The following is a 23,823-nucleotide window of genomic DNA, read 5'->3' as shown; positions in this document are numbered from 1 at the left end:
ATCTTCAATTGTCTTACCTGAATGAGGCATCGAGGGTTCTCGACAGAAACGCGGAGAACTGTCCTCTCGTCACGGCATCGTCCGGCCGGTAGGTGCCGTCCGGGAATCCTTGCGTGATATCTTCGTGGAGGATCATGCCTACCGATTCATAAGCCGCCATGGACGGCACCATGTCGGTAAAGTCCATCTCCGCCTGAGTCTCCATATCGAAGGCGCGGGCGATGAAAATCGCCATCTGCCCCCGGGTGACCGGTTCATTCGGACGGAAAGTGCCGTCCGGGAATCCCTGAATGATCCCGAGATCCGCCGCTGCCTGAATGAATCCCGAAGCATTGTTTCCATCCCGCACGTCAGGGAAATCCGTATCACGTTGCGAACCGTCAAGATCCAACGCACGTCCAATCATCGTCGCAGCTGCGGCACGTGTTACCGTGTCGTCAGGAGCAAAGGAGCCATCGAGATACCCGTTAATGACCTCCATGCCCGAGAGAAACGCGATCTCCTCATAGAAACGGTAGCCTTCATTCAAGTCGGTGAATGTTGGCTCATCTTCTTTCACTTCTTCGAGCACCGTCACCGTGATCGTCACAGATGACGCTTCTTCTCCTTCTTCAGATATATAGCGGTACACGAGCGTATACTCACCAGGCGCTGACGTATCCACTTCAGGTACTTCCTCACCCGATTCGTCCGTTACCGTCACGTCTGCCTGTCCGCGTTCCTCATCACCGTACATCACCTTGACCTCAGGCAACTCAAACGCCTCGCCGTATTCGACGCTCAGTTCGGTATCGCCTTCATAGTGAATTTCCGGCACAATCGGTGCCGCATCTTCAAGGACCGTCACCGTGATCGTCACAGATGACGCTTCTTCTCCTTCTTCAGATATATAGCGGTAAACGAGGGTATACTCACCAGGCGCTGATGTGTCTACTTCAGGAACTTCCTCACCCGATTCATCCGTTACTGTCACGTCTGCCTGTCCGCGTTCCTCATCCCCGTACATCACCTTGACCTCAGGCAGTTCAAACGCTTCACCGTATTCGACGGTCAAAGCTGTATCTCCTTCATAAACCAAATGCAGATCACCTTCATAAACCGTCACTTCCACAGCATCGAGCACTTCACCATCATGAACGATTTGGAATGAATAAATTCCCGGCGATTCAAATGTAAATTCCTCCGTTTTTGAAAGGATGGAATTGTAAGCATCAGTCCAATCATGATAAAGCAAATTCCCGTTTTCCCCCACAACCCGGAAGAGCAGATCCTTCCCGCCGGCGGTGTATGAGAGAGTAATCATTTCGTCAATATGCAACCTTACACTGTCACCGTTATCAAACGCCGCAAAAGGATCACCGATGTAAACATCCCTGGTTATGACCAGACGTTCGTCACTCCCCACAGGAATCGTGGTCACGATCTCATATTGACCATCATCCATCGGAGGCAGTGAATAGCTTGTGGGCATGGTTGTCGTCTTATCCATCACCAAGTCGCCTGCATCATCAAACACTTCCACAGTCGATTTCGCATAGGCGAATCTCCTCTGTAACGCGTACTCATCGAAAAAATCATAGATATCCTTGCTGTATTCACCATCTCGTGGAAGGATACCCGATTGCAGAAAATAGGCATCATTTTCATTTGAAGTCATATATACTCCCAGACCACTTTCAAATACATCCACTAACACATCATAAGAACCAATCTGATTGTTATCGGGGACATGAACGATCATGTCGCCTGGTTCACTATACGTATATCCAAATTCATATACCCACGGATCCGCGGCTCCTTCATTAGACAGGTGCTTGAAGCTTATATGCTGACCTTCAGAATTCGTAATTAATTGGGTAAATTGATTTTCAACAGACGCTGCATACAGTTCTATGCGCTCTCCTTCAAAATAATGGTTCATCCCATAAATCCCAATCTCTTCTCCGTTCTGATTGAACTTGAAAACGCTGCGTTCGCCTTCAGCCACCTCAAAAAGTCGTTCTTCTTCCTGATAAGTTGCCTCCAGTATGGACAATGATGTCCCCGTCGTATCTGTATAGAGCACATCAAACGCTTCAGGTCTTTCCGTGTAGATCCCTGATAAACCTTCAAATCTTGTGCCCCTATGGCTTAGTTGCGCGAGTGCAGTGACCTCGTGCGCCGGATCCGGAGAAACGATTTCATGGAGCTTCCCGGATACAGAGAAGGATTCAATCTGATCAAGATCAGTCCTTGTGACTGTCTCTTCGATCGTATAGATATAGTCGTCCCCTGTTGAAGATTCTCTCATTCGCGCTGCAATCACAAGCGAATAAACGTCTTCATCATCCATTCGACCAACAAGCTCACTCAAGTCAAGTGAAGCATCTGATCCAAATCTGTAAGTAAGTGTCCCTCCGTCCGAATCCGTCAGCTTCGCCTCGTTCCCGAAATCATGCACCGGTTCAAACCCGTCAGGAAGAATCAGATCCGCATAGAGACGCTCGTCAACCGTGAAACTCTCCGTCAGTTCAACAGTTGAATCAAGCCCTGTTTGAAAGGAAACAATAGCCGTATAGGTCCCGCCTTCCAGAGGTTCAATGATCCGGTGATGAGTCGATGTACCATCATAGAAAGCCACTGTTTCTCCAGCTTCATTATCAATTTGCAGATTCATATTCATCATTGTCCAGTTCTGGTCTCTTACGCCCATCGCTTCCCAGATATCGAGCCCGGCATCCTCACCATAATAGCCCGCATTAAACACCCCAACCGATTGCAGTAGGTGACCCGTATCGCCAAGAATCTCAAACGAAATACTGGCATCGTCAGAGCGCTCTTCGTAATTGATGGAATCGAGCGTATACGCATCCGTTCCAGAGACATCGATAACCGTATCTTCATCATAGTCTGCATAAGCAGTTTCAAACGTCTGTTTCCAAGCTGCCGCACCGTCATTTTGCGTCATGACACTGTACTGAATCCCCATTTCTGATGGATTCGTATGCAGAACATCAATACGCTCGTCCAGCATATCGCCATGCAGCGTAACACCGGAAAAGCCGTTTGTATGTATATCATAAACCCCTTCAGGCACACCATCTTGCATAAATCGCACTTCAATGAGATTATCGTCAGGGATAAGCGCCTGGTCATCCTCCGAATAGACCGTCTCCATTAAAAATGCCTCACTGCCGTCCACTTTATGCATGGCTATATCATAAAAATCAGGGACATTCGTTAACAACTGGTGATAATGCCCAGGGTATCTGCCGAGGTTACTTTCCAGATAAAGCGTGTAAAACTCATCCGGATACATGACGTCTATAACGTCTCCTGAGAACGTAAATGAATCCGTAGCCTTAAGTTCCGCTTTCGTAACGGTTCTCTCTTCAAACAGAAAGGACTCACGACCTTCTGTATCCGCCACTTTCGTATGATGGACGAGCTTATACGCTCTGTCCTCCTCCATTGCCTCAATAAATGAAGACGGGTTGAACGTGCCATCCCTAAACTGCGCCGATGCAAGGCGATCCGAATAATAACCGCCCACTTCTTTTAATTGAACACCATTCGGAAAGTCATTTACAAAGCTGAACCCATCAGGAAGCTTGTAACCAATATCCTCCTTTTGCTCATCTGAAAAACTTGCATCCGGCTCGTATGTATTGGCGGAAGTTTTTTTATGGATACCATTGTGACCAAGGTGATAGGAGAGGCTTCCAAAGTCCATCTCATCCCATTCCGCCTCAGTCACTTCTGAGTCATTTGTGAGTGAATCAACATGAGTTCCTCCCACAGTGCCCTTTTCCTCTGAAGCCAGTCCAGCCGCCGGCATAACACCTGAAAAAGCCATCAAAAAACTTAAACAGATCGTTCCTTTCTGACGTATCGATCTTTTCATCCTATTTCCTCCCTTTCGGATTGCAAACCAAAACGCCATCTGGCGAGACAAGCTTTGCCCTACTTGAGGCTGATTTGCATTCCATATTTTTATATATTCCAACACACTACATCATAATATTCTTCGATACCCCATTCAATACTAAATGCTAAATAAGCCATTTTTCGACAAAAATCGCCAAATATCGACTCGATCTCCCAGTTACCACGATTGTAATATTACACGAATAAATGTTTATATGTGGATTTTTATATATGCATCATTTCTGTTTATACCGCTTTTAAAGATTCGAGATTCATTTCATTTTAAGAACCTGTGACCTTTGATTCATTTATCTCCACAGATGAATCATAACCACATCAACTCTTCATTTCTTTCACAAAAATTGATTGAAAGAAGCCCACAGCTAAAGCCGTGGGCGCAGTCAGATCCAGTTCATCAAGTATTTTTCACGGTCTTGGAGACCTCGAAGATAATTACAGTTCAAAGCCCACTTTCGCAAAGCTAAAGTCATTTAAGTACTTCATAAACAACAGGTAAGGGTTTCGAATACGCCTGTCATCATAAAGAGAAACATAATACTCATTCGAGTCCGTTAACACCTATATCAAAGTCCTGCCCTGTCTGGACCGGTTAAACTAGTGTAAGGGCCCTGACTTCCCCTGCTTCCTTGAACTGAACAAATCACCACTGAGAACTTCCATTATCTATCGATGTTCACTGATCCTCTGCAAAAAGGGAAAATGTAAAATCGAGATACTCTCCCAAATCATCAAAAAATTCTAGTTCCTGTCCGGAAGTTAATTCTTCACCCCTGGACTGTTCAGCGTAAGGATCATCCGGATTTATAATCTCATAAACATCCTTACCATCAACGTTTATATAACCCCTCCTAAAATCCATCGAACTACCAGTGTTTAATTGAAAAAGCATGGAAGTTTGATAGCTGAACCCACCTGAAGAATCATGTATCAGAATCTGAGCTTCATTAAAAATCTTCGCCGACCTTCTTAAACCACCTACGTACACTCTTTCCGGTTCACCATTAACGAGCGCATAGATTTCTGCAAGAAAAATACGTCCATTATCGAAATTTTGTCCAATGATCATTTCATCTTGACCATTCCGATTGATATCCGTTAGCACAAAACCATAATCATCCGGTAACGAATCAGACTGCATTTGGTCGTAGCCCATCTCATTTTCAATCAGCCTCGACCAGTCCCATCTTTCAATGATCGCTGATTGATACTTATCAATTAAGTCGCCATATGCATTCTCATCCGTATCTTTATGATCTTCTTCAATAATTACCTGAACGTCAATCTGGGTTACAACAGGCTCATCACCGCCATTATGATAACTGACTGTGATCTCTGCTTCTTGATTCCGCTCGACTTCCGGTGAAACGCTTAATCCTCCGCCCGGGTTTACACTCACAATATTTGGAGCCGAGGATTCGAAGGTGACGCTCGAATCAGGCAGTTTCAGTTCAGTAGCTTCTCCGAGTAAATTTATTTGACTGAGAGTGACTGCTTTCACTTCACCCGGTTTTAGTATTAATCTGTTTCGATCCGCTGTAAGATCACTTAAAGCGCAATGAGAAAATCTCGAAATTTGAAACGACGCCAAATCAAAATCCTTCTCAAACAGCCCTTGATTACCTAAGCCTGCATTAGCACTCCCCTCAACAAACCCTTGATTATCAACCGAAAAACATCCATAGTCTGTGGTTAATGTTCCCTTCATCGTACCTTGATATCCGCCATCCAACTGAAGCTGTCCGACATTGAATTGAAGAATTTGCGCTTTTGAATTAATGCCCAATCCAACTCGGGTAATTAATTCCCCTTCAAGATAGTTTAAATAAGAGTCGATGTGGATCGGTTACACTTAGTTGGACAGATTCGTTAAGGTCCCGTACACTTGGTTCAAATACAAACCAAGGAGAGCTGTTTTATGACAACTCGCAAACGGAGAAGTTTCACAAAGGAATTCAAAGAACAGATCGTGCAACTGCATCAAGCTGGCAAGCCCCGATCCGAACTCATCAAAGAATACGAGCTGACGCCTTCTGCCTTTGATAAATGGGTTAGGCAATACCAGGGTAGTGGATCTTTCAAGGAAAAGGATAACCGTACGTCTGTTGAAGAAGAGCTGTTACAGCTCAAGAAAGAAAATAAACAGCTGACCATGGAAAATGATATTTTAAAGCAAGCCGCGCTGATCATAGGACGAAAGTAAATGTAATCAAGGCTAATCGTTACAAATACTCGGTATCAGCAATGTGCGACGTCCTACAAATTGCAAGAAGCTCATTCTATTACGAATCCAAACGGCAAAATGAATCAGAGCAAGAAGAACTGACAGAATTGATCGTAAGCATTTTCATGAAGAGTCGTAAGATCTATGGTCAACGGAAGATCAAAGCTGAATTGAAAAGAGCTGGATGGACGGTGTCGAGACGCCGTATCAAGCGGATCATGGCTGAACAGGGTTTGGTATCAAAGTATACCGTAGCTCAATTTAAACCTTCAAAATCTAGCTGCAATGAATCCGAAACAGGCAACACACTGGACCGGAAGTTTGATCAGGACGACGAATTAAGCGTTGTTGTCAGCGATTTAACGTATGTCCGCGTGAACAAAGCATGGCATTATATTTGTGTATTAGTCGATTTATATAATCGTGAGATTATTGGGTTCAGCGCCGGGCCTCATAAAACCGCTGAATTAGTTCAAACTGCCTTTGCATCCGTCCCCTACAATCTAAATCGGATCGAGATCTTTCATACAGACAGAGGCACTGAGTTTAAAAATCACCTGATCGACCAGGCACTCGATACCTTCGGTATTACCAGATCATTGAGTGACAAAGGAACGCCCTATGACAATGCCGTAGCTGAAGCCACATTCAAGACCATCAAGATCGAATTCGTTCGTGGTGCGGTTTTTTCTAGCCAACAAGAACTTGATCTTGAACTTTTTGATTATGTGAACTGGTTCAACAATATTCGAATTCACGGATCATTGGATTATTTATCACCAGCTGAATACAAGTCAACGGGACCTTAATTTTTTTGTCCGATTTAGTGTTGACATACCATAACATTCTAACAAGATCTAATAACAACACATTCGGTAACATTTCCAACATTAACGAAGGCGATCGGATTCTTCTTAAGAACATATCAAATAGCCCCATTTCGTTTGAAGTATTGGCAGAGCAAGTCCAAGCAAATAAAAGTGATCATGAACCATATCAGCAAATTCGCTTACAAGTAAATCAAAGCTACTCAATTAATAATACATCCTCCCGTAACATAACTCTTCATTACAAATCGAATACGAACCGCTACCAATATACGCTTTATAGCGACACTGGTGAACTAAAAACAGCCAATAACTCAACGTGGGGAAACATCTCTAATATTCAACCTGAAGACAACATGCTTATCATGAATATTTCCAACCAACCCATTGTTTTCGAAGTTTTAGCCAATCATACAGAAGTCAGTGAAAGCGATAAAAAGCCTTATGATTCGATCCGAATTGAGGATGGGAAAAGTTACTCCATTACAAACACTTCTTCAAGACGCCTGACTCTCTATTATAAATCCAATACCAATCGTTACCAATACGCTCATTTCAATGACATCAATCAATTAGCAGCATCTAATAACTCAACGTGGGGTAATATCTCAAATATAGACAGTAGCGACTATGTTACGATTAAAAACATCTCAGGAAAACCGATTATCTTTGAAGCAATAGTTGACCACACTCGCGTCCAAGAGATCGATGAAGGGCCCTACGAAACAATTGAAATATCATCAAGTGAAAGTGTGCGTATTTCTAACATCTCTACACGTGCATTGGGACTTCACTATAAATCTGGAACAAACAGGTTTCAATATGTCTAGTTTGATCAAACGGATCATTACAAACAGGCACACAACAATACACATTATTCTTTAAATCGCTTTGGATCAAAAGAAAATATCATTGTGAAAAATTTGGCCAACACACCGATTACATTCGAGGCACTGCGCGATTTTATCAGCGTCGAACGGAATTACTGGAGCCCCTATGAGGAGTTGAACATAGAATCAGGCGAATCCATTACGTTTAAAAATGATTTAAGTCGATCAATTAACCTCCACTATAAATCAGGATTGTCAAGGTATCAGTATGCAATTTATGACACCAGCAACAATCTGGTGAGCTCAAGCAACTCAAGGTCGTACAACATTTCGAATCTGCATCCTGGGTACACTATCAATCTTACTAATATTTCAAACAACCGTATCACCTTTGAACACCTTCGATACGATGAGTTTATTCAAGAGAAAGTAAAAGGGTTTCATGACGTCTCTGGCAACTACCGTTTTCATGATGAGATTATTTACTTAGCCGATCAAGGGGTCATCAGTGGCTATTTAAATGGGAACTTCGGTCCTGATGATACCGTAACACGAGCTGCTGCTGCCACAATGATCGGGCGTGCTCTAGATCTCGACGGCACTCAGCGACATACTGATTTCCCTGACGTTCGAGATGGCAATAATGCTTCCGGCTATATTCAAGCAGCCGCCGATTTGGGAATTATTCAGGGTTTCCCGGATGGTACATTCCGGCCGAATGATCGAGTAACACGAGGACAAATGGCTATATTTATCGCCCGTGCATACAACCTCGATACTGAAGCAGAAATGGATTTTTCAGACATGGCTCCTCACATGGCAGCATATGATTCAGTTGCGAAAATCTTATCTGTAAATATTACTCAAGGATTTCCGGACGGAACATTTCGACCGGATAACAGCGTCACGAGAGGCCAGTTTTCAGCATTCCTATCAAGAACGATAAACGAGGATTTCAGATAAACTGACATGCTCCCAACAAAGTGTTCAGTAGAAATAATCTATTTCTGCACTACTTAGTTGGGAGTTTTTCTATTCGCAAAAATAAATGTTAGTCTCATGAAAAATAATGAAATATTGCTTTAAAACACGTGAGTGAAGGACACTCATTTATATCATTGGAAATTGAATATAACTGTTTCACTAAATTATTAAGAGAATGGGTTTCGAAGCATCAACACGTTGGTCAAGAAAGATTAAAGCGTAATCACCTCAAGACTGTTTATACAACAGAAATGAACCGGTAGAATCGTCGTTTTCAAATGGAGAACGATAACTCAAACAAATTGAAAGAAATCGTGCAGAAGTTAAACGATTCTCGCTAGTTCGTCACTTGCCGGAGTATGTGGGTATTCAAGAATTGAATGTAACCAAGGACTATCTGATTTAAGAATTTTGCGCCATAGCTGGTGTTGCTCGATCCGCCTACTTTATGTGGCTGAACCGCGGGGGGGGGGCCAAAAGTAAGCGTCAAACTTCCATACCTATCAATGTTAATGTGACTCATAATGGTTAGACTTTTTTTCCGGAGTAGGAATCCTACTCAGTTTTTGTATTCTCAAGTTCTTTTTATCTTTGCATAACTGTCTCTTTTACAAGGTTATCTGGCTGTCAGGAGGAGAAACGAAATGACTCTTGACCGCCAGATGTTATTGTAAATAAATTAAGTGGACGCAGGGGTGAGAAATCCATCATACGCATTTCTTAAATGGATAGGACTAATATAATCCAGCTTTTCTTTGATTCGCTTATTGTTATATTAATCAACTCATAGGCCCACCCTTGATCAGAACGAAACGTTCTTCGATAACAACAATCGCTCGATGCCTCAATTGCTTCATCTAAAGCTTTCATAATACTAACAGCGCTTGGCTTTTTTGAAAAACTGTACGACATAATTTCACTGCTATACATATCAAGGAATGGATCAAGGTAAGCTCTTCTCATGTGAATCGTTCCATTTGAATCTTTCTCAAAGCATTTGAATCCAGTTTTATCTGGTGTGATTTTCTGGTGACCAATATGCGTATAGGAGAGGCACAATAACCCCAATCTACCCGTAAGGCGTTGTTATTTCTTTATATTACTAACAACCCCTTTCTTTTGAAGTGCCTTGGTGATGCGGGGATAACCATAATTATCATGAAGTTCTTCGAACACCTGTCGAATCTGTACCTGAATCTCTTATTTTTACCGGGGTGACCCAAATGCTGTTGCCAATACATATACGCCTACTCCCCTATACCTTAATATTCAATTATACCCATTAAAAGGAATATGGTAGCCTGTGACGAAGCGATTCTTAGTCAGAATTAGCTGAAAACAAGCCCCTTGGCAAAGGTCCACCTTCAGCGATTGAATAAAAACGAAGAATAAATATGGATTATCCAAAAAAGGACCTGAATGAACCGGTAAGTTCATTCAGGTCTAAAATCAATCTATTTGCTTTTTCACTATCCACTTGACAGGTGGTGGTTCAGTATTCTATTTTGCTCAATGCATGACGCAGATTACCAGGGAAACGCGCCACTCTTCATCGCACTTCTGCGGATCGGGCTTGTTTCAAATCCCCGCTGAAGGTAATTGTATAATCAAACGGCGAGCCGCCTAAACCGGACACGTCTATCAGTGAACGGTTCACATCAAGAGGAGAGAACCAGGAGTTGGCATTAACAACAAGCTCGTCTCCTTGAAGATGCAGACCGGTGACCTGCATACTGTTCGTATTCCCGTTCTGCAGTCTGCTGTAGAGGAAAGTCCCCCCGGATACTGAAGCATCTTCAGGATCAATTTTCAAAATAACAACAGCTTTCGCTCCTCCGCCCTGACCGTAGCTCGACAGCCACCCAGCTGACGTATAGCGCCTGTAGTCCAGGTCCGAAGATCCTTGCGTCCCCGTTGCGCTGAATACGCCGTAAAGCGTATCAGCACCGTCCCAGACCAGTCCGTAACCCTGTCCGTCATCACCACTCGTCTCAATATCCTGCCGGTACCATGTCTGAACGCCATCATCAAAACGGACAATCACCGGATCCTGATTATTCGCAGACGCCTGCCGGTAGCCGATAAAAATACGGCTTTCTCCTGATTCAACGAAAGTAACCCCTCGATCAAGGAGATCCTGTTCACGATCAGTCACCGCGATCCGTTCCGAGTCTCCAACATTCTTTACATAAAACCCGTCATCACGAACACCATTAATGTGAACGGCATCTTTACAGCCTCCGAAATGAGCGCACCTTGAGAAGAACGCACTCCGTCACCAACAGCCAGTGTATATACCTCACCGATTACATATTCTTCATGCGATGTGATCGTCACAGACTGTCCTCCATCGATAAATCCAATGTCAAAACGCTCCTTTGGCAGTCTTTCTCCCTCTTTCTCGATGTAAATCTCACCTTCCACAGAATCCGGATCCACGTCTTGTGAGAAAGCCACGGTCCATACTTTTTCCGGATCTTCGACTTCCTGACTGTCGAACCAGGTCCATGAAATTTCCTCATCCCCCTGGTTTGCCACTGCGGATGCTGCTATCCCCATTACCGCGAGGATAGTGACAATCATCGCTACCATACCTGTAGTGATCTTCATACCATTCCTCCTTACTTGATGAGCGATTAACGAACCCAAGCGCAATTTTCACTTTCTCCTGTCTGCCATAATAACCTTTTAAGGCGGTGAAAAAGAAGAAATCCCATTCAGATCAAGGCTGCGGATTCGATCAGACAATCAATCATAATAAGCAGGAGCATATGCCTCTGCCTATTTGCTAAATTGCTTTACTCGGCAACCCGCCATTTTAACGAACTGGCCAAAGGTTCATTTGTAAAGAAATTGTCCTCTGCATACTCTACAAGCAGAACCTCCTGGGTCTTTAAATATTGAAATGTATAGGATCTATCAACTTCCTGACCCGGGTAAAGGTTATTAAACATGCCGTATTGAGGCGCCGGTTCACCGTTTTCGAAAAACAGTTTAAAACCGGTTGATGGTATCACTTCATCTTCTGTATTATTCTTCTCCGTGTAGTGAATCGTCAACGAGTAATATCCATCGAACTCCGTTAACTCCATGCTGTTCATTCTTATCGTCATGTTGTTATCCGGAGAGAGGTAATCTGTGTTTAGCTGCAGAAAATCAACAGGTTCCGGTGTTGGTTCTGGCTCTGGTTCTGGCTCTGGTTCCGGTTCTGGATCCGGCTCTGGTTCCGGAGCAGGTGTTAATTCCAAGTCTGCAACCCGCCATTTTAACGAACTGGCCAAAGGTTCACTTGTAAAGAAGTTGTCCTCTGCATACTCTACAAGCAGAACCTCCTGGGTCTTTAAAAATTGAAATGTATAGGATCTATCAACTTCCTGACCCGGGTAAAGGTTATTAAACATGCCGTATTGAGGCGCCGGTTCACCGTTTTCGAAAAACAGTTTAAAACCGGTTGATGGTATCACTTCATCTTCTGTATTATTCTTCTCCGTGTAGTGAATCGTCAACGAGTAATATCCATCGAACTCCGTTAACTCCATGCTGTTCATTCTTACCGTCATGTTGTTATCCGGAGAGAGGTAATCTGTGTTTAGCTGCAGAAAATCAACAGGTTCCGGTGTTGGTTCTGGTTCCGGCTCTGGTTCCGGTTCTGGATCCGGCTCTGGTTCCGGAGCAGGTGTTAATTCCAAGTCTGCAACCCGCCATTTTAACGAACTGGCCAAAGGTTCACTTGTAAAGAAGTTGTCCTCTGCATACTCTACAAGCAGAACCTCCTGGGTCTTTAAAAATTGAAATGTATAGGATCTATCAACTTCCTGACCCGGGTAAAGGTTATTAAACATGCCGTATTGAGGCGCCGATTCACCGTCTTCGAAAAACAGTTTAAAACCGGTTGATGATATCACTTCATCTTCTGTATTATTCTTCTCCGTGTAGTGAATCGTCAACGAGTAATAACCATCGAACTCCGTTAACTCCATGCTGTTCATTCTTACCGTCATGTTGTTATCCGGAGAGAGGTAGTCTGTGTTTAGCTGCAGAAAGTCAACAGGTTCCGGTGTTGGTTCTGGTTCCGGTTCTGGTTCCGGTTCCGCTTCTGGCTCCAAGTCTGCAATCCGCCATTTTAACGAATTGGCCAAAGGTTCACTTGTAAAGAAGTTGTCCTCTGCATACTCTAACAGCAGAATCTCCTGGGTCTTCAAAAATAAAAATGCATAGGATCTTTCAACTTCCTGTCCCGGATATATGTCATTAAAATTTCCATACTGAGGTTCGGATTCACCGTCTCCAAAAAATAACTTAAAACCGGTGGATGGTATCACTTCATCTTCAGTATTATTTTTCTCTGTATAATGAATGGTCAACAAATTATAATCATCGAATTCCGTTACTTCCATGCTGTTCATTCTCACCGTCATGTTGTTATCCGGAGAGAGGTAATCTGTGTTTAGCTGCAGAAAATCAACAGGTTCCGGTGTTGGTTCTGGCTCTGGTTCTGGCTCTGGTGCCGGTTCTGGTGCCGGTTCTGGTGCCGCCTCAAGTTTCATGACACGATACATGAACGCCCCAAACTCTGCTCTGGATATATCCAATTGAGGCCTGAATGTCCCATCCGGATAACCCAATGTTATTGCAGAACCGAACAATTTTCTGATGGCATCATAAGCTATCATATTGGTGTTCACATCTGAAAAATCGATCTCTGCATCCTCTAAATCATAAGCTCTCGCTAAAAAAATAGCCATTTGCTCCCTTTTGACAGGTTCATCAGCTCGGTATGTACCATCAGGAAAACCCTGGATAATACCCAATTCGACGGCAGATTCAATAAAGCCTGATGCCTGATCTTGCTCGTGCACATCTCGAAAAGAACTTTTTCTTTGACTGCCGTCCAACTCGAGTGCTCTCCCCAGCATAATTGCTGCCTGCCCTCTTGTAATACTTGCGTCAGCTCGGAATGTTCCATTTGGAAAACCTTGAATAATCCCCTTACCTGTCAGAAACGTTAATTCTCCATAAAACCGATGTTCCTCATTTAAATCTGAAAAACTGGCTGCAGATACTGGTTGCACAAACGAAAAAATCATAAAAATAGTTAAAATACTACACCATAATTTTTTCATCTTTTTCCTCCTACATCATGATTATATAATATTACCATATTTCAAATTTTTTCATATACTGAAATTTACTTTTCCTGATGAAATGAGTGAAAAGACACGGATCATTTGATCTTATTTTACATGCAACCATTCACCTTTCTCCCGCGATAAGAATACTGATACACACAATAACGAAGCCTCCGATCAGACAAGTCACCATAAAGGATTCCTTCATCACGGAACCCCCCATCGTTCTCTCTATTCTCAGGCGCCTGAAGGGGAGTGCTAAACGTCTGATGCAGATTGTTACTTCCCACTACCTATCTCCACACAAGTATCCCGTCTGCGCATTCGTTTACATGATCTGTGAAGGTAAACCACCCTAAAGGATAATCGAAATCGAGTAGGAGGGGCTTCACAGCCCCGACCTCTCACACCACCGTACGTACGGACCCGTATACGGCGGTTCAATAAGTTGAGTATGCACGCTCGTAGAGTTGACTCATGTCTTTGAGTCCCCACCCTGCGAGCTTTTCTATTTTGATGGCTTTGTGCAGTGTCTCGTTCTTGGAGGCACGCCAATAGCCTTTGCGAGTGTTTGCCATTTTCCAAGCTTCTTCGGTTTCAATGCCATACTTCATCAAATTCTTGTATCTCGTTTTAATTTTCTTCCACTGTTTCCAGATCAGTTGCCTCAGCCGATGGTGTAACCATTGCTTAATGCTGTTGATAAAGGATTTCATGTAACTGATGCCATAGTAGTTGATCCAGCCGGTTGTCACCTGGTTAATCTTAAGAATAATGTAATCGAAGGAGTTCGCCTGGTTTCTTCTCGTCAGATATTTCAGTTTGGCTTTGAACTTCGCCTTGGAGGCGTGGTGAGGTCTGCACCTGGTTTCATTATTACTTTTGTGAATGCAAAACCCCAGAAACTTTCGTTTCGTTGGTGATCCTATAGCACTTTTCTCTTGGTTCACACTCAGTTTAAGTGTTCCCTCGAGGAAAGTTGTTGTGTTAAGGAGCACACGCTCCGCAGCTCTGCGACTTTTAACTTAGATGCAAAAGTCATCTGCATATCTGACGAAACGGTGGCCTCTTCTTTCCAATTCCTTATCCAGTTCATGTAGGTAAACATTGCTGAGAATCGGTGATAAGTTGCCACCTTGCGGTGCACCGTTTCTTGAAGATTCCCAGTTGTCCCCTATCATAATCCCGCTTTTAAGAAACTTCCAGATCAGTTTCAAGATGATCGGATCCTGAATATATTGTTCAAGATAGTTCATCAGCTTTTGATGGGGAATCGTATCAAAATAACTTTTCAGATCGATATCCACGACCATTTTGAATCCTTCATCATAATATTTTGCGGCTTGTTTAATCGCTTGTTTGGCATTTTTACCCGGTCTGAACCCATAACTGTTTGGAGAGAAGTGCGGATCTATTATCGGTTCAATAACTTGAAAAATCGCTTGCTGGACCATACGGTCCCGGACTGCCGGTATCCCCAATTTGCGTTTCTTTCCATTCTCTTTCGGAATCTCTACCCGTTTTACGGGTAAAGGTTGATATGTCCCTTTTTGGATTTTGGCTATCAATGGTTTCGCATATTGGCGAACATGTGCTTCAAGTTGGTCAACGGTCATCCCGTCGACCCCGGGGTTTCCTTTATTGGAAATCACCCGGTTCATCGCCAAATTCAGGTTATCCGGACAGACCACTCTGTCAATTAATTGCATACCGCTTTTCGACTCCTTTCGTTGCCAGATTGCTACACGCTTCTGCATACTCTTCCGCTTCCAGCGTATCCCTCTGCAGATAGCCGTCCGGAGACGTTTTCTGTGATTAAAGCAATCCTGTCAATTTCATTTGTCTCAAAGACGCTTATTGTTCGGTCCTTCATCCCCATGGGATTACTATGACCTCGGCTGACTTCTTACGATTCAGGAATCCATCTCTGAATTCCTTGTTCCTGTAGGATCTTCCATCCTTCTTGTCGGGAACCCTCGTAAGACCTCCCGGGGTAAGCACTGTCTCCTTCGTCCTATCGCCGCCATATTTACACTGTGGGGTTCGGGCAGTATTGGACTTTATCTTGTATAGCAGACTCATCCGCCCCATTTGTGCCTGATATGGTTCGTGTTCCTCGGTACAGGAGTTTGTCGCCGGCTTCCTTCAGATTCCACCTCACGGTGGACACCCTTGCTATTGACTAGTGGTTCCTACTGCCAAGCCCACAGGAGACTTTCACTCCCAAGATACAGTGCATGCCCGGCACACTATAAATAGCCTCCAGGACCTTTTGATGGTCTGGAGGCTATTAGTACTATTGACGAAAGAAATATTGTCAACATTTGACACTTAACGATACTAAAGTCGTGGGATTCTTGGGAACAGAGCGTACTTGTTAAAGCGTGGCATACACGCAAAACAGCGGTTTCTCTTATTGACCAAGCGAACCCCGCCTGACCGACGGTTTTTGTTTCCGTTTATGAAAGGACACGTAACCCTTCTTGTAGGATGTTTCGACTGGCGTTGATGTCACGATCATGGTGCGTACCACAAGAGGGCACGTCCATGATCGGACGCTCAAATCCTTCTTGCCGTCATGATGACCACAGGATGAACAAAGCTGACTGGATGGGAACAATCGGTCAATTTTGATGATCGTGCGATCATGCCACTCCGCCTTGTACATCAACATATCCTTAAAAGCCGACCAAGATACGTCTGAAATGGCTTTTGACAGCTTCTTATTTTTCAACATTCCTTTGGCGTTTACATCTTCGATACAAACGACATCGTGGTTTTTGATGATCGTTGTACTGGGTTTTTGCAGGAAGTCCGTTCGTTGATTAGCGATCTTCTCATGGATTTTGGTGACTTTGACTTTTTGCTTTTGATAGTTTTTGGCTTCATGCAACGGTTTACCGTCTTTCTTCACCTGTTCATAGCGTCTTGACGGCTTGCGTTGCTCACGCTTTAGCTTCTGTTCCATCTTTCGTGTAAAGCGTTCGTTGTCGATCTTTTGCCCGTCTGAAAGGATGGCGAAATGGTCAATGCCAAGATCAATGCCTACGGCTGATCCTGTCTGATCGAATGGTTTAATCTCCGTTTCAGCAAGAACGGATATAAAATGCTTACCCATTGGCGTTCGTCGGATCGTGGCAGACAGAATACGTCCCTCAACATGACGGCTTTTTGCGAATTTGACGTAGCCCAGTTTCGGAAGGAAAAGGCGATTGCCTTCGATTCGCATTTTGCCGACGGTTTTAAAAGACTGAACATCGTTCTTCTTTGACTTAAATCGAGGGTATTTGTTGTGTTTCTTAAAGAAACGGTTGAATCCGTCAGCTAAGTGTTTTAACCCTTGTTGCAAGGCGGTGCTGTCCACTTCTTTTAACCATTCGTAATCCCGTTTTAATTGCGGGAGTTCCGCAGAACAGGCATTGTAGGACATCCCTTTGCCTGTCTCTTTATACCTGTCGTTCCACTTCGCAAGAAAGTGGTTATAGACAAAACGAGTCGAACCGATGGTTTTCGCAATCAAGATTCGCTGTTCTCGATTGGGATAGATGCGAAAGCGATAGGCTTTATGATTTGTCATTGCGTTCACCTCCTTCTTTATAGTATATTAAGTATACTCTAAATATATCTTTAAAGGAGGTTGATGTAAATGTCCAGGGTGCAAAAGCACTTGAATTTCCCAAAAGAATTGTACGAAGCGATAGAGGAATATCGAAAGGAGAATATGGTTCCAACGTTTGCGAGTGCCGTCTACGAATTGGTGAGAAAAGGCTTGAAAGCCTAAGACCGTTCGCTGTCATCCCCCGAATAAATTCGGGGGTTTTCTCGCTCACAACTTATAAGATAATATAACTTGCTGCGTTGTGAGCGTGAGCTCTGGTTTTGGTTGCCGTGTTCGTCAAACCGCATTGCCCCATCACCTGAATCCATCATTGTTCAGAGAGTTTGACGTCCATGCCGACCATGCCGACAGGCTCGCCCTCTTCATCCTTAATCGCCGTCGACAGCGTGATACACGGCTTCTTGGTGATCGCCGAGATATAGTTCTCCGACACAAAGAACTCTCCGTCCATCGCCTTCTTCCACCAGTCACGCTGCCTCGCGTTCGCAAGTCCGGCCGGAGGATTCGAGTAAATAAATGAACCATCCGCCCGGTTCGACCAGATCGCTTCCACGGCATCGCTTCTTTCAATCTGCCGGGTTAAACAGGCTTCATGAGCCGCCGGATCAAGTCCTTTAATCTCTGCGGCGACAACAATCGAACTGAGCAGCTCCTTCACCGCTTCTAGATCCGCGTCGGCAACATCCACCGACTCCTCGACGTCGAGGGCACGGATCGAGGACGTCAGTTCCGTCGATGCCGCGTGCAGATCTTCACTGATCGCCGTCAAGTGGGTCGTCTGCGTCTGTTGGGCCGCCATATCATCCACGGTTCTGTCGATGTATGTCAATGTATCCTTCACCCGGTCAACGACCTCTTCGAGCTGTTCCGTTGCCTCGTTTGTCATCACCGCCTGGGACTCGCTGTCGTTCGCCGTCTCCTGCACGAGATCGTTCACGTTCGTGATCTGGCCGAGAATCGCGTGGACCCGTTCCTTCATCGCCGCGACTTCCTGCACGCCTTCCGCCACGGCAAGGCGCTCTTCTTCCACTGACGCAACGACCTCTTCGACTCCCTGTTCAATCGCCGTTAAGATCCCCGAAGACCGTTCCACCGCTTCACTGCTCTGATCGGCGAGCTTTTTGATCTCCTGGGCCACAACGGAGAAGCCCTTGCCGTGCTCCCCGGCACGCGCCGCTTCAATCGACGCATTCAAAGACAACAGCGACGTCTGGGAGACGACACCTTTAATGAGCGTATTGATCTCATCAATCTTCGCCGTATGATCCGTCAGCCCCTGGATGTTTTCCGTCACCGAGCCGTTGTAACCGGTTAGTCTCTCCATCACCGCCTCTGTGGACGCAAGGGAATCACTCACTTTCCCCATTGACTGCTTCGCTTCTTCGCTCTCCTCACTCATCGTCACAGCCGTCTTGCGGATCTGTTCTGAAGTGGCGGAGACTTCCTGCAGCCTTGCAAAGGCTTCCTGAATCTGTTCCATTGACTGATGGCTGTTCGCCTTCAATGCCTTTCCTTCGGAAACAGACTGATCGGCAATCTGTCTCAATTGCCCAAGCGCCATGTTCACCTCTTCGACCGCTGCCATCATCCGGTCTGAGACGACCTGCGACTCATTGATGAAATCATACACATGTGCCATATCCAACGCATTCTCATCAGTCACTGCTTTTTCTTCCGGTGCCTTCCCGGTCAATACCGCAAGTATTCCCATACGCTCACTCCTCCGCTGTAATGTCCATTTCCTCACAGCTTAGCATAGATCAAATGACCTAACGAACATCCTGTCAGAAGATCTCACAAGCTGATCCCCTGCTGTGTGCGGAACAGCCCGGACCAATCAGCTGATCTGCACAAAGAAGACCCCGGCGAATGCCGGGGTCCCTCTGACGTACGTCATAACTGCAGATCGGTTATGTCACAATGCTTCTCACATGGGCAATCGCCTCATGAATATCCCGGGCGTTCTTGTCCACCTTGAAATCCCCTTTGAAATCGACACCCACCGAATGACCGGCCAACGAAAAGGTCGGGACATCGTTCTCCCCGTCACCGACGGCAATCATCTCTTCAGCAGTCCAGCCCTCTTCCTGAAGAAGGGCCTTGACGGCTGCGCCTTTGTTGACGAGCTTCGGTGCAATGTCGATGGAATCCGCATGGGTGTAAAACACAAGGGCATCACGCACCGCCTCAGAGCGGAATATCTCCTCAACCGTCTGTTTCATCGTACCGATCTCCCCTATATCCTTCGGAAAGATTGTCACGCTCACTTCGTTTGGCTGAAACCAGATCCGCTCACCGTATTCGTCCGTCAGCGTCTTCCTCACATCGAACAAAAGTTCACGGTCACGTTCTGTCACCGTGTCGTTCTCAATGATTTTCTTCGGCGGCACGCCGCAGCCGTAGTACGTGCTTAAGCCGTTCTCCCCGATGATCACCGGGTTCTTAAGCCCCACTTGCCTCACCAGTCCGGCAATATAGATCGCCGGCTTCCCGGATACGAATGCAATGGTCAGTCCCTGATTCTCAAAGTCCCGTAATGCCTGGACCGTCTCGTCCAGGATCGGTTCGTTAATCTGCGCCAGGGTATTGTCAATATCAAATGCCAATAGTTTAATCGTCATGTGTGTCATCCTCCTGTAAGGTTTCTGTATGGAATCCGCTTGTCATCAACGAACGGACACCACGAAAAAGACCCGCCTTGGTACGCTCTTTTTGAAGCGTGGCGGGTACTGTCCAATTTATCATATAAAACAAAACCGGACCTGTCAATCGCAAACAACAGGTTATATCATGCAAGCCGTGTTGAACTTAGCCCCTGTTCTCCATAAGGCAAATGACAGCTCAGTTTTTTGTTCTGGCTATGATCATTGTTTGTCCCAAGTGGCTCAATCGGACGGCCGCACACATCCTAGAGCAGAAAATGACGCAAGATACCTCGAACTAATCATACAAAAGCCCCCACAAGAAGTGGGGGCTTCTTAATGCCTGGTCATGGGTTGTGCTTGAACGGCTTACTGAATCTGATCGGCTCTTGTTGCAAGGATGGCAAAGTCACGGCGGGTCACCGGGCGTTCGGTTCCGAATTCCGTTTCTGTGTATCCTTCTGTGATCTCAAGTTGATACAGCGTTTCGATTGCAGCTCGGAACGTATCAGGCACGTCCGTAAACGGCGCCCCATCCCTGTTCTCATCAGACAGTTCAAATGCACGGGTCAGAATCGCAGCCGTTTCACCACGGGTGATGTACTCATCCGGGTTAAACCGGTTATGCAGATCCCCTTCGAAGATACCCGCTTCTTTGACGGCCTGGATATAGGCATAGTGCGGGTGGCTCTCAGACACATCGTCAAATCCGCCATCCGCGGCCGCAGCCGTATCCAGATCCATCATACGCGTCATCATGATCGCCGCTTCCGTTCTCGTGATTTCATGGTGAGGGCGGAATGTTTCATCCGGGTACCCCTGGATCACAGAACGCGCAATCAGTGGCTGCACGTCAGTGAATCCGCGGTGGGTTTCGTTGAAATCACTGAATACGGTCTCTGGCATGGTTTCTTTCAGAGAGGCAGTGCGGGAGAGGTCAATCGTGTAGTCTCCGCCGCCATCATGAGTGATAAAATCGAGCCCGAGTTCGTCGAGGAACGGTGAACCGTTGCTGCTTGCGGAGAACGTCACCGGACCTTTTGTGTCAACTTCCTTGATGGACCAGTTATGATTGGCTGAAGGATCCACGCTGCCTGTCTCATCAAGATAGTCCATAATCGCATCACGGTTCAGCGTGTTCAATTCCACGACGATGTCCTCCTGAAGATTCAGGTCAACATGACCGCCACTTCCGCCGGCACGGTAGTTATTCGTTGCGATCAGCATCTCCTGCTCGGGATCGACCGGCTCGCCGTCAAGCGTCAGGTCGGTAATCCGTTCACCAACCGGCTTCGTAATGTCAATTTGATACTCAACCCCGTCGATAATGTCAAAATCAAATCCAGGGAAACCGGAAAGAAGGCTCTGCTCATCCGTCTCTTCAGGGTCGATCTGGTTGAAGTTTCCCGCGCTCGTCTCAAGCCAGTCATGCAGCTGGCCACCGTCTATCTTTGCGATCTGGAGCGTGTTCGGGAAGCGGTAGACCGCACTCATATCCGCTCTTGTGAGCGTCTCATTCGGAGCCACATCGACGGTGGAACTGAACGGTGCCGCCGCAGAGACGATCGGCAAGTCTTCATAGCCCGTTCCTTCCATCACGTTCGCGGCATACCACATTTGTGCATCGTTAATCACCTGCGTCAGGGCTGTATCTGTGACTCGCGAGAAATAGCCCGTAATCGGTGCTTCAAACTCGCCGACTTCCTCAGCATAAAAGGCGATGACGTCCTCATGCACCTCTTCGGCTATTTCAACAATATCCGGAGACGCCTCTTTGCCGCGTGCGTCATGCAGCGTCTGTTCGCTGCCGAGTATCTCCCATTCGCCATTCTCATAGGCAAGATCAAAGTCAATGACACTCGCTTTCGTACCATAACGGTTTGGCATCGCTGCCGGCACGCCATGGATCAGACCCTTCTCATTGTCCACGCCTTCAATGTCGTCATAGCGGGATGCACCAGGAAAATCACTGTGCTGGTGGCCGAGGAGCAGTGCGTCGATACCTTCGACCTTGGCAAGCTCCGTCGCCGCATTGTCGTCGCCTGTCTCAAAGCCTTCGTCAATACCGCTATGTGCGTTGGCCACGATGATGTCCGCGCCGTCTTCAATCATCTTCGGTACGTATTTCTCTGCGGATGTTACGATATCCTCAATATAGACATTCCCCTGCAGGAAAAAACCGTCAAACTGCATCGAGCCAGGCGGTGTCAGTCCGATCACGCCGACGTTGAGCGTGCGGCCGTCCACTTCCTGCTCCATAATCAGATAAGGATCATATGTCAAATCATCGGTTCCTTCATCGTACACGTTTGCCGCGAGAATCGGAAATTCCGCTGTATCGATTGTGTTCTGAAGGAAATCCAAACCGAAATTGAACTCATGGTTTCCAACGACACTGACATCAACACCCATCGCTTCCATTGCCTTAACCGTCGTCGTCTTCTCTTCGGACGAATCGATCGGGTTCGTCACAGCTTCATATTCAGCCAGATCACTGCCTTGGATGAAGTCGCCGTTATCGACGATCAGGTTGTTCGGATGCTTCTCCTCAAGTTCCTGAATCAGCGTATGCAGCTGGGCAATGCCGTGATCCGTATGTTCATTCGTGCGGTAATCGTAAGGCATGATATAGCCGTGCAGATCCGCAACACCGAACAGACTGAACTCGTGCGTGGTCCGCTCTCCGTCATTTTCCTGCTCATTCGCCTGTGATGGCAGCTGATAAGCCGTCACAGCCAACAGCGATGCAACACCGGCCAATGAAACCGCTCTCAATGTTTTCTTCATGAAAACCCTCCAGTTACGTGATAGTTTGGGCAGAAAGATAGGACGTCCTACTTCCAATTCCTATGCTCAAAGCGTAACATAAAAAAAATAACCGCTGCAATCCAACCCCTGTGCAGGTCCCTTTGTATCTGCCCAAAACCAAGTATCCCCTTTTAATGTAAGCAGATGAACAGAGAACTGATAGCAGATCCTTTCGTCCGTTACCGCCATTCGGCGTCACCGCTCGGAAAGCCTGATGCAAAAGCTGCGCCTCTTTGCCGTGATCCAACACCGTTTCCCGCATTGCGATGACGGTCCCCCAGCATACCGTTTCATCACGTAATCCTCCCCCATACAGAGAGACCGTCCAGCGACACGTCATAACCCGTGACGCTCGGCTTGCACAACGAACAGAAGCAGGCAAACCCCAACTTCTTCACAAAAAAGTGGTGGACGTCTTCACGCGGGACATTTTTACAGCGTTTGCTGGATGTCGACAGAACACCGCCGGAAAAATCAATTGCCTTCAGTCCTGTTGTAATCTTCTTCTCCCAACTGCCAGCACTTCCTCCATGATGAGGCACGACCAGTTCATAAGGTTTAAGGCGACTCTCGTGCGGATCCATAACCCCTTTAAGTAACTGTCCGTAATGGTAGTCCCCTGTCAGAATGGCTATTTTGGCACGTCCGTTCACTTTCATCACAATCCCGCTTTGGTTTCGAGCATAGCCATCACTCGAACGGTACATCGTATAGACTGAACTGGGAGCCACCGGGGGCAGTTCAATCAGGCTCGAAGTTGATGACGTTGCCGGAATCTCATGCACAGGGATGCTCGCTTCCTCCAGCCGATCCTTCAAATGATTGATTTAAACTAT

16 protein-coding genes and 1 pseudogene are annotated in these 23,823 nt (G+C 45.9%); 4 read left to right on the top strand and 13 right to left on the bottom strand.

Annotation, left to right across the window (positions count from 1 at the left end):
• Nucleotides 1-13: 13 nt before the first annotated feature.
• Both BSEL_RS16950 and BSEL_RS04305 read right to left on the bottom strand, forming a co-directional pair.
• Nucleotides 14-3,883, bottom strand: a complete 3,870-nt coding sequence (locus tag BSEL_RS16950; protein WP_013171782.1) for an S-layer homology domain-containing protein — start codon at nt 3,881-3,883, stop codon at nt 14-16.
• Nucleotides 3,884-4,600: 717 nt separating this feature from the next.
• Complete coding sequence (locus BSEL_RS04305) at nt 4,601-5,632, bottom strand: hypothetical protein (RefSeq protein WP_155522696.1); 1,032 nt, start codon at nt 5,630-5,632, stop codon at nt 4,601-4,603.
• Nucleotides 5,633-5,842: 210 nt separating this feature from the next.
• On the opposite strand from BSEL_RS04305, the gene BSEL_RS04295 reads away from it, so the two are divergent.
• The 3 genes from BSEL_RS04295 (at nt 5,843) to BSEL_RS16945 (ending at nt 8,768) form a co-directional block, all read left to right on the top strand.
• Nucleotides 5,843-6,957, top strand: a protein-coding gene (locus tag BSEL_RS04295) for an IS3 family transposase (protein ID WP_095522123.1) whose coding sequence is annotated in 2 segments (ribosomal slippage) — nt 5,843-6,092 and nt 6,092-6,957 — 1,116 coding nt in all. Because the reading frame shifts where the segments join, the coding sequence is not laid out codon by codon here.
• A gap of 5 nt (nt 6,958-6,962) precedes the next feature.
• Nucleotides 6,963-7,805, top strand: coding sequence for a hypothetical protein (locus BSEL_RS04290; RefSeq protein WP_013171780.1), 843 nt, complete (start codon nt 6,963-6,965; stop codon nt 7,803-7,805).
• 84 nt (nt 7,806-7,889) lie between these two features.
• A complete protein-coding gene (locus BSEL_RS16945) occupies nt 7,890-8,768 on the top strand; it encodes an S-layer homology domain-containing protein (RefSeq protein WP_013171779.1) in 879 nt (292 codons plus the stop codon).
• Between the two features lie 1,107 nt (nt 8,769-9,875).
• On the opposite strand, the gene BSEL_RS18330 is transcribed toward BSEL_RS16945, so the two are convergent.
• The 7 genes and pseudogenes from BSEL_RS18330 to tnpB all read right to left on the bottom strand — a co-directional run bounded on the left by BSEL_RS18330 (nt 9,876) and on the right by tnpB (nt 17,495).
• Entirely contained in the window at nt 9,876-9,974 is a 99-nt protein-coding gene (locus BSEL_RS18330; protein WP_408643030.1) for an IS3 family transposase, read from the bottom strand.
• Nucleotides 9,975-10,338: 364 nt separating this feature from the next.
• Complete coding sequence (locus BSEL_RS04280) at nt 10,339-10,944, bottom strand: hypothetical protein (RefSeq protein WP_013171778.1); 606 nt, start codon at nt 10,942-10,944, stop codon at nt 10,339-10,341.
• A gap of 29 nt (nt 10,945-10,973) precedes the next feature.
• On the bottom strand, nt 10,974-11,399 hold the full coding sequence (locus BSEL_RS04275; protein WP_013171777.1) for a hypothetical protein: 426 nt from the start codon (nt 11,397-11,399) through the stop codon (nt 10,974-10,976).
• 188 nt (nt 11,400-11,587) lie between these two features.
• Nucleotides 11,588-13,912 carry an S-layer homology domain-containing protein gene (locus BSEL_RS16940; RefSeq protein WP_013171776.1) on the bottom strand — a complete coding sequence of 775 codons (2,325 nt, stop codon included), beginning with the start codon at nt 13,910-13,912 and terminating at the stop codon, nt 11,588-11,590.
• Between the two features lie 446 nt (nt 13,913-14,358).
• Nucleotides 14,359-14,868, bottom strand: coding sequence for a group II intron maturase-specific domain-containing protein (locus tag BSEL_RS17965; protein WP_232970492.1), 510 nt, complete (start codon nt 14,866-14,868; stop codon nt 14,359-14,361).
• 75 nt (nt 14,869-14,943) lie between these two features.
• Complete coding sequence (gene ltrA / locus BSEL_RS17960) at nt 14,944-15,675, bottom strand: group II intron reverse transcriptase/maturase (RefSeq protein ID WP_232970491.1); 732 nt, start codon at nt 15,673-15,675, stop codon at nt 14,944-14,946.
• A 702-nt stretch (nt 15,676-16,377) separates the two neighbouring features.
• Nucleotides 16,378-17,495 (bottom strand): annotated as a pseudogene (gene tnpB, locus BSEL_RS04255) (IS200/IS605 family element RNA-guided endonuclease TnpB).
• Between the two features lie 69 nt (nt 17,496-17,564).
• Between tnpB and BSEL_RS18160 the strand changes: the two are divergent.
• Complete coding sequence (locus BSEL_RS18160; RefSeq protein ID WP_013171774.1) at nt 17,565-17,699, top strand: hypothetical protein; 135 nt, start codon at nt 17,565-17,567, stop codon at nt 17,697-17,699.
• Between the two features lie 145 nt (nt 17,700-17,844).
• Here the strand turns inward: BSEL_RS18160 and BSEL_RS04250 are convergent, their stop codons facing one another.
• The 4 genes from BSEL_RS04250 to BSEL_RS04235 all read right to left on the bottom strand — a co-directional run bounded on the left by BSEL_RS04250 (nt 17,845) and on the right by BSEL_RS04235 (nt 23,772).
• Entirely contained in the window at nt 17,845-19,248 is a 1,404-nt protein-coding gene (locus BSEL_RS04250) for a methyl-accepting chemotaxis protein (RefSeq protein ID WP_013171773.1), read from the bottom strand.
• Nucleotides 19,249-19,447: 199 nt separating this feature from the next.
• Entirely contained in the window at nt 19,448-20,158 is a 711-nt protein-coding gene (locus BSEL_RS04245; protein ID WP_013171772.1) for an HAD family hydrolase, read from the bottom strand.
• A 390-nt stretch (nt 20,159-20,548) separates the two neighbouring features.
• Complete coding sequence (locus BSEL_RS04240; protein WP_013171771.1) at nt 20,549-22,966, bottom strand: bifunctional 2',3'-cyclic-nucleotide 2'-phosphodiesterase/3'-nucleotidase; 2,418 nt, start codon at nt 22,964-22,966, stop codon at nt 20,549-20,551.
• A gap of 314 nt (nt 22,967-23,280) precedes the next feature.
• Nucleotides 23,281-23,772, bottom strand: a complete 492-nt coding sequence (locus BSEL_RS04235; RefSeq protein ID WP_013171770.1) for a hypothetical protein — start codon at nt 23,770-23,772, stop codon at nt 23,281-23,283.
• Nucleotides 23,773-23,823: the final 51 nt, after the last annotated feature.

It is taken from the genome of [Bacillus] selenitireducens MLS10 (assembly GCF_000093085.1).
Taxonomy (GTDB): Bacteria; Bacillota; Bacilli; order Bacillales; family Salisediminibacteriaceae; genus Salisediminibacterium; species Salisediminibacterium selenitireducens.
The sequence above is the reverse complement of the archived record's forward strand: the minus strand, read 5'-3'. Positions and strand labels throughout refer to the sequence as shown.

Bases quoted from the DNA above. Each gene is read 5' to 3' on its own strand.
- BSEL_RS04245 (WP_013171772.1), bottom strand. From the start codon at position 20,158: ATGACGATTAAACTATTGGCATTTGATATTGACAATACCCTGGCGCAG.
- BSEL_RS16950 (WP_013171782.1), bottom strand. From the start codon at position 3,883: ATGAAAAGATCGATACGTCAGAAAGGAACGATCTGTTTAAGTTTTTTG.
- BSEL_RS16940 (WP_013171776.1), bottom strand. From the start codon at position 13,912: ATGAAAAAATTATGGTGTAGTATTTTAACTATTTTTATGATTTTTTCG.
- BSEL_RS04275 (WP_013171777.1), bottom strand. From the start codon at position 11,399: ATGAAGATCACTACAGGTATGGTAGCGATGATTGTCACTATCCTCGCG.
- BSEL_RS04250 (WP_013171773.1), bottom strand. From the start codon at position 19,248: ATGGGAATACTTGCGGTATTGACCGGGAAGGCACCGGAAGAAAAAGCA.
- ltrA (WP_232970491.1), bottom strand. From the start codon at position 15,675: ATGCAGAAGCGTGTAGCAATCTGGCAACGAAAGGAGTCGAAAAGCGGT.
- BSEL_RS04240 (WP_013171771.1), bottom strand. From the start codon at position 22,966: ATGAAGAAAACATTGAGAGCGGTTTCATTGGCCGGTGTTGCATCGCTG.
- BSEL_RS04305 (WP_155522696.1), bottom strand. From the start codon at position 5,632: ATGAAGGGAACATTAACCACAGACTATGGATGTTTTTCGGTTGATAAT.
- BSEL_RS18160 (WP_013171774.1), top strand. From the start codon at position 17,565: ATGTCCAGGGTGCAAAAGCACTTGAATTTCCCAAAAGAATTGTACGAA.